The sequence below is a fragment of the Chromatiales bacterium 21-64-14 genome (assembly GCA_002255365.1).
GTDB lineage: Bacteria > Pseudomonadota > Gammaproteobacteria > 21-64-14 > 21-64-14 > 21-64-14.
In genome coordinates, this window is the sequence record NCBI01000010.1 from 37,423 (window position 1) to 50,161 (window position 12,739).

Genomic DNA, 12,739 nt, shown 5'->3' on the forward strand with positions numbered 1-12,739 from the left:
TAGCCGATAGCCGCCACCTAGTGCTACGCACCGGCGGCGGCACAACGCAGGTGTATCCACCGGGGCTTGCCATCCAGGCGCAGGGCGGTGAGCCGCCCGCCCCAAACGCACCCCGTATCCAGTGGATAGATCCCGGGTTCGGCCACCGGTCCGAGGGTTGACCAGTGTCCGAAGACGATGCGCAGCCCGGCGCTGGCACGGCCCGCTACGGAGAACCACGGCCGAAAGGGTGCCGGCTGGGTTCCGGGGGGGCCCTTCTCCTGCAGCGTCAGTTCCCCGTCCGCAGTGCAGTAGCGTAACCGCGTCAGGCAATTGATGATGAATCGCAACCGGTCCCAGCCGGCCAGTTCATCGTTCCAGCGTGGCGGCCAATCCCCATACAGATGCTGCAGCAGGCCCGGATATTCGGGCCCGCGTAGCGCGGTTTCGGCCTCGCTGGCACGGGCCTGGGCTTGCTCCAGGCCCCACTGGGGTGGAAGCCCTGCATGGATCAACGTGTAGCCGAGTTGGGGATCGTGGTGCAGTAGCGGACGATGGCGCAACCAGTGGAGCAGTTCATCGCGGTCCGGTGCGTGGAGGATAGGCGCCAGGGTGTCGCGCCGGTGGGATTTTTCCTGGAGCCCGGCGGCTTGGGCCAGCAGATGCAGGTCGTGATTGCCTAGCACCGTCAATGCCCGGTCGCCCAGGTTGTGCACCAGGCGCAGGGTTTCCAACGATTTTGGTCCGCGGTTTACCAAGTCACCGGTGAACCAAAGGTGGTCCCGGGCCGGATCGAAGTTCAACCGCTCCAGCAATCGCTGCAGTTCATCATGGCAACCCTGCAGGTCTCCGATGGCGTAGGTGGCCACGTAGCGGTAACTCCTCATGGGTCTGTGTAGCGCGTCGCACCTGTGGCCGATCGCAACCGGGTGCGCGCAGGTCCAGGGATGGTTCCGTTTCGACGTGCGGCCGATGATGGTGCCGCCCGGCCGTCACCAGTGTCGCGGCGCCCGAGTCTGTTTTGGGCGGAACGCCCCGAACCGGACAGATTCCTAGTGCAGAGTACGGGGCACGGAAAGGGTGAACGTGGGGATATCCGCGTCGAATTCGGCGCCGTCGTCCGCCACCATCTGGTAGCTTCCCCGCATACTGCCCACCGGGGTTTCGATCATGGTACCACTGGTGTACTGGAAGCCTTCCCCGGGTTTGAGGTACGGTTGTTCGCCCACGACGCCTTCACCGCGTACCTCCTGCGTCTTGCCGTTGGCGTCGGTGATGATCCAATGGCGGGTCATGAGCCGCGCCGGCACCCCACCGAGGTTGCGGATTGTGACCGTGTAGGCGAATACGTAGCGCTGATCGGCGGGCGCCGACTGCTCTTCGATGTAGATCGACTCGACGTCGACGTGCACCCGGTAGTCCGTCTGCTTGTTCATCGCGCTATTTCAACCGAATGCGACTGGCCGTGCAAGGGCCCAGGCGACGGGGTACCCTGGGGAAACGTGGAAAGCCCCCTAAAGCCCATGGTTTGCGGCGCCGATAGCAGGCCTTACGGGCGCGCTCCGACCGTGTACCCAGGGGACTGGTCGGCCCCGGGCAGGGGTGCTGGGGTAGCGCCCCCGATTCGCCGGACCGGGGGGTCTTTCCAGTGATGACAGGTGCACCATGACTAGAAAGTTGATCTTTGTCCCGGCCCTAGTGGTATTTGCCGGCCTGCTGGGCGTAAGCCCGTACTGGATGGGGGTGCGGGCGGAGCGTACTTATGACGGCGTGCTGCGCGCGGCCAGCGCGAACGGTCCGGTTTCATTTCAGATCCGCGCCTATGACCGGGGCTGGTTTTCCTCCCGGGCACGGGTCGCGGTGACTGTGAGGATTCCGACCGGGCGGTTGCCAGCGGCACCGGGTGCCGGTGTTTCGACCCGCGAAATCACGTTCAATATTGCGCAACGGATCGACCACGGTCCGTTCCCGTTCCGGGACTGGCGCGCCGCCGGGTGGGCGCCGGTCCAGGCGGTCGTCCACACCGCGCTGGATCTCAACCCACAGACCATGAGCACGTTGATGCGCGATGCCGGTGGCCACCCGCCCCTCACCATGGTTACGGTGGTCCACTTGTCCGGTGCTAGCGATACCCGGATTGGGATACCTGCGTTCCGTATGCCCATTGGCGCGATTCTTCCCGGGACGTTGGCGTGGAAGGGGCTGCAAGGCCGCGTGGAAATGGCCGGAGACTTCAGCCGCAGCACGCAGGATCTGACCCTGGTGGGCGTCTCGTTTCTGGGAGCGGCGGGGGCGGTGAAGATCGGGGACGTACATCTGGTTGGACGCGGGCAGCGGGGTGCGTCGGGACTCATGCTAGGTTCGTCCACGCTGCATGTGGGCGCGTTCACGGTGACCAACGGCAGGACCGGCGCGACGCCGGTGGTGTTGCGCGACGTGACCTTGCAGAGTACCAGTGGGGAGAGCGACGGCGCGGTCACCTTGGCAGTAAATTCCCGCGTTGCGCACATGACCCTCGGCGGTGTCGATGTCGGGCCGGCCGAGTACGATGTCACGGCCCGGGATCTGGACGCCGCTGCTTTGGTGCAGTTCCAGACGGCATTGCAGGATCTGCGATCCCGCCGTCTGACCCAGAAACAATTGCAATTGCGGTTGGCGGAGCAGTTTCGCATCCTGCTCCCGGCCCTGTTGCACCGCTCACCGGAGGTGGAGATCCGGCGTTTGAGTTTCAAAACGCCGGTCGGGGGCGTGCAGGGGCATGGACAGGTGAAATTCGACGCCACCGGTTACGATGCGGGTGCGGCTGGCAACGGCTGGCTGCAGCATCTGCAGGGCAGTGCTGACCTTCAGATCCCGCCGGTGCTGGTGCGGTCCCTGTTGGCGCACCAGGCGCGGGCGCAATTGGCTGTGGCCCGGCAGCAGGGCACCCTGGGCGAAGCCGATGACGCACGATTGACCATGTTGGCCGGCCTGATGGCCAAACAGCGTATGCAGGGTCTGGAGGCCCAGGGGCTGCTGCGGTGCACCGACGCACGTTGTGACTTGGCGCTGCGCTACCGCAACGGCACCCTCAGCGTCAATGACCATGTGATCCCGCTGCATCCCAAGCGTTGATCTCTACAACCGGCTGGCGGCCAGGGCGGCGCCCAACAGTCCCACGCGGGGGTTGCGGATTACGTGGATCGGGAACCGTTTCAGGAGCGGGCCCATCCGTCCCTTGTCAAGGAAGGCGTCCAGGAACGGACCCTCGCGCAACTGGGGCAGGATCTTCGCTGCGATGCCGCCCGCCAAGAACACCCCGCCTGTGGCCATCACGGTCAGCGCCAGGTTACCTGACTGGGCGCCATAGATGCGAATGAAGCACGTCAAGGCGCGTTGCGCGATGGCGTCTCGGCCGGATTGGGCGAACTCGCTGATGGCCGCCGCAGGATCTCCTTGCGTCAAGGCCTGCTGCAGGGCGGCGGACGGCGTCTCGCCCGCCCCTAACGGCAGATGCCGGAACACGTTTACCAGCCCAGGCCCGGAAAGTACCCGCTCGTAGGAGACTCGCCCATATTCCCGGCGCAGGCCCTCGAGTACTGCATCCTGTTCCGCATCCGTGGGCGCAAAATCCACATGGCCGCCCTCCGAGGCCAACGCCTCGTAGTGGTCCGCGTGCCAGAGCAGCAGCCCCTCGCCGAGCCCGGTTCCGGCGCCGATGACCACCCGGGGCCCGCCGTGGACCGGTTCTCCCCGCTGGAGCGTCACCAGGTCGTCGTCCTGCAGTGCCTCGACGCCATAGCCCACCGCCTGGAAATCGTTGATGAGGCGGACCCGCCTCAGTTCCAGGTCGCCGGCGAGCTGCGCGGTGTCCAGTTCCCAGGGCAAGTTGGTGATCCGCGCCCGCTGGCGTTCCGGAGACACCGGCGCTACCGGACCGGCTACGCCAAAGCAGGCGCGTTCGATACCCACGCGTTCGCGCCCCAGGGTCCCCAGAAACTCCTCTACCATGGGAAGCAAACCCTCGTACGTGGCACTCTCGTAGCGCTGTTCGCGCAGTGGAATGCAGGTACCCGGTCCACAATCGGCTACCAGCAGCAGGGTCTTGGTGCCGCCCAGGTCTCCCGCCAGGACCTTCATGCCGGCGCGTTCCCGGTGGGAAGTCGCGCCGCCGCTGCGCGATCCAGAAACCACTCCATGGTACCCACCGGCTCGATCCGCTGGATGGGTAGAAGGTCAGACGTGGCGGCGCGCTGCCGCGCGCGGGCCACGATGTCGGCCTTGCCTTCTCCCTCGGCAAGTAGCAGGATGTGGTCCGCTTGGTTGAGCACCGGGTAGGTGAGGCTGATCCGCCAAGTTTTCAGCCGAGGCACGTAGACCGCCCCCGTCGGAAGCCGCGTTTCGTGCTGAATGCAGGTTCCCGGAAACAGGGATGCCACATGGCCATCGGGACCCAGGCCGAGCAGGATCACGTGGAAACGCGGGACCCCGCTGGGGGTCAGGGGAAGTTCGCGGCAGAGCAGTCGGCCGTAGTCCCAGGCGTCCTGCCGGATCCGTGCGACACGGGCGGTGATAGGGTGCACGTGCTCCGCAGCGACTGGGACCCGTTCCAGCAAGGTCTCCCGGGCCATGCGGTAGTTGCTGTCGGGATGATCGTGAGGGACGCTGCGTTCGTCTCCGAAGAACAGATGGACCCGGTGCCAGTCCACTTCCTCGCGCAGGGGCGGGCGGGCGAGCCGTTCATAGAGTTGCCGTGGTGTGCCGCCGCCGGACAGGGCGACATTGAAGCGGCCATCCCGGGTGATGGCGATGCGGGCCAATGCCACCCAGCGCTGGGCGGCGGCGTCACTGGCGGCTTGCGGGCTGGGCAGAACGTGCAGGTGGGTGTCCATGGAACCGTCGCTCCCTGGCCGCGGGTGGGTGGGCCGGGCCTGGGACCAGAATACCCACTGGCGGCGCCGGGTGGAAGATGCCCGTGGCCGGGGATACCCCGGCGCAGCGTCCGGTTCAAGAAACCGGCGCGGGGGCCGCTAGGAGGGATTACGGGATAGCCCGGTTTCCGGGTGGTCCGACGCATTTTTCCCGAGGCGTCGGCGCCAGAACAGATTAACTGTGAATCGGGTCTCGGTGTACCCGGCGCCGTTGGCGCCATACTAGGATTGTGGATTGCCCCGTGCGGGGCTTGGCCGATTCACTTGGAGAGGACCCATGTATCATCGGCATCGGCATCGTAAGCCGGACATCATGTTGCTGCTGGCCCTGTTCGTGGGGCTGGGTGTCGTGGTGACCACCAGTCTTCAGGCGCATAGTCCGACCCGAGGGGTCGCGCCCGTAGCGGTTTCCGCCACCCACGGCGGGCATACTGCGGTCAGCCCGGACCGTCAGGGCTGATCGTCCCGTCTCTCCAGTGACCCGCGCCGCCTCCCCGCCGGGAGGCCACTCAATTTGTTCCGTCGCTTCACCTCCGTACCCGCTCCTGCGTTGTCGAGGACGGCGTGCTGAAACTGGTCGCGGGTCGCAACGGACTTCGGCAGGTGTGAATCACGGCCCGGCGGGATTGGCGTTTACTTATGCTCCAGCCGTCAAGCTTGTCTTCGACCGTTCTGAGTTTAGCCACTGCAACCCAAAGCACCCACGGACGCGTCACGGACTGGTCCGTAATGGGGGCCATGGCCATTTTCCCCGGTACGCGCCTAAGTAGATGCCATTCGGCCTAGCGATCCACCGGGTCCTGGACGCAGGCGTTGCTCAAACGCGCGAATTCGGCGAGGCCCAGCCGCTCGGGACGGGTCCCCGGGTCCACGCCCAGGGCACGGATCTGTTCCGCGCTCAACAGCCCGTGCAGGGCATTGCGCAGGGTCTTGCGTCGTTGGCTGAATGCCTGGGTGACCAGCGCCCGCAGGTGGGCTTCGTCCCGCACCACCACCGGTGGCGTTGGGAACGGGACCAAGCGCACGAACGCCGAATCCACCTTGGGGGCGGGCCGGAACGCGCCGGGTCCGATGGTGAACAGCCGTTCGACGCGGCAGCGGTACTGGGTCATCACGGACAGCCGCCCGTAGGCGTGTTCCCCGGGCGCCGCCGCCATCCGTTCCACCACTTCCCGCTGCAGCATGAGGTGCAGGTCCCGCACTGGCACTGTGATGCTCAACAGGTGGAACAGCAGGGGCGTGGAAATGTTGTAGGGAAGGTTCCCCACGATCCGCAGAGGGCCTGATCCGGGTTCCAGTGCCGCAAAGTCGAAGCGCAGCGCGTCTGCCTGATGCAACACCAATTCACCGTGGTCGCCGGCGTGCGCCGCTAAGTGCAAGGCTACGTCCCGGTCGATTTCCACCGCGTGCAGCCGCCCCGCGGCGTGCAGGATCGGAAGGGTCAAAGCACCGCGGCCGGGGCCGATCTCTACCAGGCAGTCACCGGGCCGCGGGTCCACCGCGTCGACGATTCGCCGGATGACGGCGGGATCGTGCAGGAAATGCTGACCGAAACGCTTACGGGGTGGCGGATGCATCGACGGACAGTGGTCGCGGGTGGCGTGTCGATTCCTGCGCAGCATGGCTGCGCTGCGCCATGGCAATGGCCATTTCCAGCGCGTTTTCCAGGCTCCCCAGGTCCACACGGCCGGTCCCGGCCAAGTCCAGGGCTGTCCCATGGTCCACTGAGCTGCGCAGGATCGGAAGTCCCAGGGTCAGGTTGACGGCACGTCCGAAACCCGAGTGCTTGAGTACTGACAGCCCCTGATCGTGGTACATGGCCAATACCGTGTCCGTTTGGGCCAGACGGGGCGGGGTGAAAGCGGTATCGGCCGGCACTGGCCCGTCCAACGCCATCCCTTCGGACTGGAGCGCCCGGATCGTCGGTGCGATGACCTCGATCTCCTCGCGGCCCAGGTGTCCACCCTCCCCGGCATGGGGGTTCAGCCCGCATACCAAGATCCGCGGGTCTGCGATGCCCAGGCGGCGGGTCAGGTCCCGGTGCAGGACCCGCAGCACGCGTTCCAGACGTGCGGTGGTGATGGCGTCTGGTACTTGGCGCAGGGCTAGGTGGGTGGTCACCAGGGCGACCCGCATGCCTGGCACCGTCAGTAGCATGACAGGATCACCTCCGGTCAACTCCGCCAGGAATTCGGTATGCCCAGTGAACGGGATCCCGGCATCGTTCAACACCCCCTTATGCACCGGTCCCGTGACCAGCGCCGCGAAGTCGCCGTCCACGCAGCCTTGAACGGCGCGCCGCAGGGTTTCGATCACATAGGAGGCGTTCGCAGGATCGAGTTGCCCGCAGTGCTCGGGGTGGGCCAGGGCCACGGGCAGCACCGGCAGGACGCCGGGCTCGTGGGGGGCCGGCGCCCGGGTGGGATCGAACGTCGCCAGGCGGAGGTCCAACCCGAGGCACCGCGCGCGGCGTTCCAGCAGCCCCGGGTCCGCCACCGCCACCAGTTGCGCGGATCGGGCCCGTCCCGCGGCCAGCACGCACAAGTCCGGGCCGATGCCGGCCGGTTCGCCGGGGGTTAATGCGATGCGCAGGGTGGATGGTGCTGGGTTCACGGTTGTGATCCGATCAGGCCAAGGTGCGGTTGGGTTTCCGAGCACCCCGGTACGTGCCGCCTGCTACCCCGCCGGCGCTTTCAGGCGGTAGACCACGTAGGACTCGTCCCGCAGCCGGCGTAGCCATAGCCCGAGTTCCTCCTCGGTTTTGCGCTTGCGCAGGACCTCGCGGGCGCGCGCGCGTTGGAACTCTGCGGTGCTGTCGTGCTGGCGGCGCTGGACGACCTGCATGATTTGCCAGCCGAGCTGGGTCCGGAACGGTTCGCTGACCTCTCCGGGCTTGAGGGATTCCAAGACCTGGGTGACGCGCGGGCCTACATCGTCTGCCGATAGCCACCCCATCGTGCCGCCATTCGGTGCGGTGGCCGGATCCTGCGAGTGGGCGCGGGCCAGCGCGGCGAAGTCGTCTCCCCCGAGGATGCGGGCACGCAATTGCTCCAACTCGTTGCGGGCGTCGCTGTCCGAAACCAACTGGTCGGTGCGGATCACAATGTGGCGCACCAGAAATTGGGTGATGATGTGAGGCTGCTCGCCACGCACCGCGATGAGTTTGATGATGTGAAACCCGCTCGGACTGCGGATCAGTCCGCTGATTTCTCCCGGTTTCATCCGCTCCACGGGTTCCGCGAACAGACTCGGGAGTTGGCCCGCCTTGCGCCAGCCGAGGTCCCCCCCCTTCAAAGCCTGCTGCCCGTCGGACATGGCGATGGCGGTTTGCTCAAAATCAGCGCCCCCTTTGAGCAGCTTCAGTACCGTTTCGGCCTTGGCGCGCGCCGTTTCGATTTGTTCCGGACTGGGGGCCTCCGGCACCGCGATCAGGATATGGGCGAGATGGAATTCCTTGTTGCGGTCCGCCTGCTTTTTCATGGTGGCGAGGAAATTGTCCACTTCCTGGGATGTGACCGTCACCCGATCGGCTACCTCGCGTTGGTGTAGCCGACTGATGGTGATTTCCTCCCGGATATTCTGACGGAAGCGGTCATAGTTGTAGCCGTCACGCTCCAGCGTATCGCGGAATTGGTTCAGGGTGAGATGGTTGCGCCCCGCGATATTGCGCATGGCGTTGTTCAAGGTGTCGTTATCCACATGGATTCCGCTGCGCGCGGCGAGTTGGAGCTGAATCCGATCCATGATCATGCGCTCCAGCACCTGCCGGCGGAGTACCGCCTCGGATGGGAGGGAGACGCCTTGTTGTCGGAGCTGTGCCTCGATTGTCCGCGTGCGCTGATCGAGTTCGGTCCGCACGATCACGCCGTTATTGACGATGGCGACGATCCGATCCTGTGGTACCGGTGTCGCGGCCGCAGGCCGCGGGAGCAGCAGCAACGCCGTCAGCAGCCAGAGAGGGAACAGTCGACGTAGGTCCCGCATTGTTTCCTTACCACCCAGTGGGTTGGGGTTGATAATCTAGGATATCACGTTTCATCAGCGCATCGACGCGGTTGCCCAGGCGGCCCAGGCCCTTAAGTTCTAGCTGGAGCATGATCGAGGTATTGGGCGTTCCGGCGGTTGTGCTTACGTAACGGCGGGTCACTACCTGCAGTATCCAGCAGCAACTCTCGTACTGTGCGCCTGCCATCCCTTCCAACAGCAGGTGATCGCGCAGGGATTGATTCCAACGCCCGAACACGGCCCAACGCTGGCTGATGGGCCATAGGGCGGAGACGTCTGTCTCTTCCAGGATGCCGCGGCGAAAACGATACGATATGTTGAATACCGATCGATTGTTACCCTGATATCCGAGCCGCACCTCACTGCGGTCGAATTGCCGCTGATTGGGGTTCCACAGCAGGCCCCCGGTCAGGGTCCAATTGGGTCCCCATTGCGTGGAGCCGCGTGCGACTACGTCCGAGGCGCGGCCGGTTTCCACCGGTATGCCAGGCAGCGTCACCCGTTGATTCTGGAAATAGAAGATCTGACCGATCATTGCATCGAACGGTTCCTGGCCGGTGACGGGGTTCAGAAACCGTGTCGATATGGCGGCGGTGAGCTGGTTGGCGTCGCCTTGTCGATCAGCGCCGACGAACCGGTTGTCGTGGAACAACTGGGAAAAATTAAAGTCCAGCGCGCCGGTGTCGAACACCGGGATATCGGACTGGTTGCGGTAGGGGACATAGAGGTAATACAGCCGTGGTTCCACGGTCTGGAGGTATTGGGTGCCGAACCAGCGCAGTTTCCGGTCCAGGTACAAGCCGGTATCGAGGCTCGCGATTGGCGTGGTGCGGATTGGGTGCGAATCGATGCCGGGAGCGGTGTTCTGCAGGCTGTACGCGGTGTAGCGCAGCGCCGTGGTCGGCGTGAAGAAGAAGGCCCGCCCTCCCAGAGGGAGGCTCACCGTCGGTTTCAGGTCGATCCTGGCTCCGGTCACGCTGTCAGGGCGGTTGAAATAGTCCATCTCTCCCTTGGCCCCGTAGTCGAGACCATATATGCCGAAGGGCTGGCGTGCCTGTAACAGGATCTCCGGCAGCCGCGCGTAGGGCTGGCTCGCAGCAGGCAACGTCGGGTCGACGGTCTGGAAATCCTGGGCCCGGGCGAGCAACGACCAGTGGTCCCCGTAGTAGGACACATCCCCGCGCCGCTCCAGGAAGGAGGTGCTCGCCGTGGTGAGGCTGTTGCTCAGGTCCGTGAGATAGGTCTTGTCGGAGACGTAGTTCAGGTTAAGGTCGATGTTCCATCGGGGTGCCGGGTTCTGCTGATGCTGGAACGATACCGCCCCGCGCGCCTTGTCCAGGATGAGGTCGCGTGGGATATAGGCCAGTTTCAGGGTGCCATGGTTGTCTGGGTTGAGATAGCGGAACTCCCCACCCAGCAGCAACCCGCGTTTGCTCATGATCCGTGGGGTCAGGGTCGCGTCGCGGTTGGGCGCGATGTTGAAATAATAGGGTGCGCTGAATTCGAAACCGGAGTTACTCGAGCTGCCGACGCTCGGTATCAGGAACCCGGACTTGCGCTGGTCATTGATGGGGAAGCTAAGATAGGGAAAATAGAACACCGGCATGCCGGCCAGGGAGAGAGTTGCGTTGTGTGCGACCCCGATCCCGGTCGCGCGGTTGATGTACAGACGCGTGGCCTTAATGCGCCAGTCGTTATGCCCGGGATCACAGGTGGTATAGGTGATCTGCCGGCCTACCGCCCGGTATCGGCTCTCCATTTGGATGGTCTTGGCGGTGCCGTGGGCATGGCGGTCCACGAGTTGGTAGCGGGCTTGGCCCACCTCTCCGGTGTTGTTCGCCAAATCCATGTGTGCGGAGCGTCCGCGGACCGTCAGTCCACCATCCGCAAACAGTACATGGCCGGCGGCGTTGGCGGTGTCGTCGGAACGGTCGTACTGCGCCTGATCCGCCATCAGTTCCTGCCCATCACGCTGGATCACCACGTTGCCGTTGAGGGCGTAGGCGTCGCGTTGGCGCACTTCCACCTGGTCTGCGCTGAGGTGGGTGGTGCCCGGCGGGCCGGGCAACGGTTTGAGTACCCACCGGGTCGGCGTCCAGCTGCACAGGCCGCCGGCCCCAGCGTTATGCGGGAACTCCGGCAGCGTCCGGGCCGTGGTGTCCGCGGCCGCGACGGGTCCCGGTGCGCGCGCCGCGGTGGCATGACCGCCGGAATCGGTGGCGGGCGGCGGGGCGGTGGGGACCGGTCGGCTGGTTGGGCCGCCGGACCGGGCGCACGCCCAGCCGGTGCCGGAGAGATCCGCTGCGCAGTCCCACGGGGTATCAGTCCCCGGAGGTGTTGCGTAGGCGCGCGGAAGAATAGCCCAAGCCAGGAGCAAGACCGAGAGCCGGTGAGATGGGGATCGCACGAATGTGAGTCACGTTCTGATTGGCGGCCCCTAAAATGTCACAGAACGGCCGCGTCTTCAAACCGGCATGCGGCCTTTGGGACCGCGGCCTCAGGGAGGGTCGTGAGGCGCCGGGTCGAAACGCTCAGGGGTGTACGCGGCGCAAGGCATGGGTCGCGGATTGTTCCGCAGGTCGGTAAAGGTAGTCGCGGGTAAGGGGGACCGCGCTGAGCTGTTGGGAGAGCTGAACCTGGAATACCACCAAATCGCGCCAACGGAACGACGCGGCGCAAGCGGCGAGATAGAATTCCCACATCCGGCAGAACCGTTCACCGAGGCGCTCGGCGACCTCCGCGCGGTGGGTCTCGAAGCGTTCCAGCCAAGCCTCCAGGGTAAGCGCATAGTGCAGCCGCAATACCTCCACGTCACACAGGCGCAGCGCACTAGGCTCGATGGAGCGGCTGAGTTCGGACAGCGCCGGAATGTAGCCGCCCGGAAAGATATGCCGACGAATCCAAGGGTTGGTGGAACCCGACGGGCCGCTGCGCCCGATGGTATGCACGACCGCCACGCCGTCTGGCTCGAGGAGTTCCGTGATTCGTTTGAAGAAGCGCCGGTGATAGGGCACGCCCACGTGCTCGAACATGCCGACGCTGACCACGCGTTCGTAGCGCCCGGAGTGTTCCCGGTAGTCCTCGAGCAGGAATCGCACGCGCGTCTCCAGGCCGCGGCGCCGGGCGCGGTCCTGCGCCACACGCAGCTGTTCCCGGGACAGCGTAAGACCGGTTACCTCGACGTCGCCGTGCTCTGCGAGAAACAGCGCCAGTCCGCCCCAGCCGCTGCCAATGTCCAGGACACGCTGGCCTGGGTCCAGGCGCAGTTTGGTCATCAGGTGATGGCATTTGGCGCGCTGTGCTTCCTCCAGGCTGGCATCCGGCGTGAAGAAGTATGCGCAGGAATACTGCAGGTCACGATCGAGAAACTGGCGGAACAGCCACTCGTCCAGGTCGTAGTGGCGCGCGACATTGCGGTAGCTGCGTCGCACCCGGTTCCACTGCTGGGCCAAGCGTCGCAGCGGCTTCAGGAACCGGCCGTGTTCGCGGCGGCCGGACGTCGGGAAATTGGCCATCAACACCTGCAAGAGGTGCAGCGGCCCCCCGGGACCGGCGTCCCAGCGGCCATCGAGGTAGGTCTCGCCCAGCTCCCACTCCGGATCGCGCGCGATCCGGACGAGGGTCCTGCGCTCCGGTATGATCCAGCGGGCCTGCGGCTGCCCGTGCCCAAATTGATAGACATCACCCGCGAGATGCAGGTCCAACCGCCCGTGCTGGATCTGTTTGTCCAACCGTCGGAGGTCCATTAGACTGCTCTCCAGTCGCGACTCCTACGATATTCCTCGCCCTGGGAAAGGGTCAAGGGGGCCACGCCGGGCCCGTGCGGACCGCGATACTGCGTGGTT

11 protein-coding genes are annotated in these 12,739 nt (G+C 65.3%); 2 read left to right on the forward strand and 9 right to left on the reverse strand.

Annotated elements, in window-relative coordinates; genetic code table 11:
• Window positions 1–23: 23 nt before the first annotated feature.
• Both B7Z66_07040 and B7Z66_07045 read right to left on the reverse strand, forming a co-directional pair.
• Window positions 24–848 (reverse strand): bis(5'-nucleosyl)-tetraphosphatase (symmetrical), encoded by an 825-nt coding sequence (locus tag B7Z66_07040; GenBank protein OYV76862.1) that lies wholly within the window; start codon window positions 846–848, stop codon window positions 24–26.
• 183 nt (window positions 849–1,031) lie between these two features.
• Complete coding sequence (locus B7Z66_07045) at window positions 1,032–1,415, reverse strand: Co2+/Mg2+ efflux protein ApaG (protein ID OYV76826.1); 384 nt, start codon at window positions 1,413–1,415, stop codon at window positions 1,032–1,034.
• Window positions 1,416–1,644: 229 nt separating this feature from the next.
• On the opposite strand from B7Z66_07045, the gene B7Z66_07050 reads away from it, so the two are divergent.
• Window positions 1,645–3,093, forward strand: coding sequence for a hypothetical protein (locus tag B7Z66_07050; protein OYV76827.1), 1,449 nt, complete (start codon window positions 1,645–1,647; stop codon window positions 3,091–3,093).
• Between the two features lie 3 nt (window positions 3,094–3,096).
• On the opposite strand, the gene B7Z66_07055 is transcribed toward B7Z66_07050, so the two are convergent.
• On the reverse strand, window positions 3,097–4,098 hold the full coding sequence (locus B7Z66_07055; GenBank protein ID OYV76828.1) for a glucokinase: 1,002 nt from the start codon (window positions 4,096–4,098) through the stop codon (window positions 3,097–3,099).
• A complete protein-coding gene (locus tag B7Z66_07060; protein OYV76829.1) occupies window positions 4,095–4,850 on the reverse strand; it encodes a 6-phosphogluconolactonase in 756 nt (251 codons plus the stop codon). The genes B7Z66_07055 and B7Z66_07060 overlap by 4 nt, the downstream gene beginning before the upstream one ends.
• 316 nt (window positions 4,851–5,166) lie before the next feature.
• Here B7Z66_07060 and B7Z66_07065 point away from each other — a divergent pair, with 316 nt between their 5' ends.
• Complete coding sequence (locus tag B7Z66_07065; protein OYV76830.1) at window positions 5,167–5,349, forward strand: hypothetical protein; 183 nt, start codon at window positions 5,167–5,169, stop codon at window positions 5,347–5,349.
• A 322-nt stretch (window positions 5,350–5,671) separates the two neighbouring features.
• Here the strand turns inward: B7Z66_07065 and B7Z66_07070 are convergent, their stop codons facing one another.
• The 5 genes from B7Z66_07070 to B7Z66_07090 form a co-directional block, all read right to left on the reverse strand.
• The gene (locus B7Z66_07070; GenBank protein ID OYV76831.1) at window positions 5,672–6,466 is read right to left on the reverse strand and encodes a 16S rRNA (adenine(1518)-N(6)/adenine(1519)-N(6))-dimethyltransferase; all 795 of its coding nucleotides are present in this window, start codon (window positions 6,464–6,466) and stop codon (window positions 5,672–5,674) included.
• Window positions 6,447–7,547, reverse strand: coding sequence for a 4-hydroxythreonine-4-phosphate dehydrogenase PdxA (locus B7Z66_07075; GenBank protein OYV76832.1), 1,101 nt, complete (start codon window positions 7,545–7,547; stop codon window positions 6,447–6,449). The genes B7Z66_07070 and B7Z66_07075 overlap by 20 nt, the downstream gene beginning before the upstream one ends.
• A gap of 18 nt (window positions 7,548–7,565) precedes the next feature.
• The gene (locus tag B7Z66_07080; GenBank protein ID OYV76833.1) at window positions 7,566–8,873 is read right to left on the reverse strand and encodes a molecular chaperone SurA; all 1,308 of its coding nucleotides are present in this window, start codon (window positions 8,871–8,873) and stop codon (window positions 7,566–7,568) included.
• A 7-nt stretch (window positions 8,874–8,880) separates the two neighbouring features.
• Window positions 8,881–11,271 (reverse strand): hypothetical protein, encoded by a 2,391-nt coding sequence (locus B7Z66_07085; GenBank protein OYV76834.1) that lies wholly within the window; start codon window positions 11,269–11,271, stop codon window positions 8,881–8,883.
• Between the two features lie 154 nt (window positions 11,272–11,425).
• Entirely contained in the window at window positions 11,426–12,640 is a 1,215-nt protein-coding gene (locus B7Z66_07090; GenBank protein OYV76835.1) for an SAM-dependent methyltransferase, read from the reverse strand.
• Window positions 12,641–12,739 lie beyond the last annotated feature (99 nt).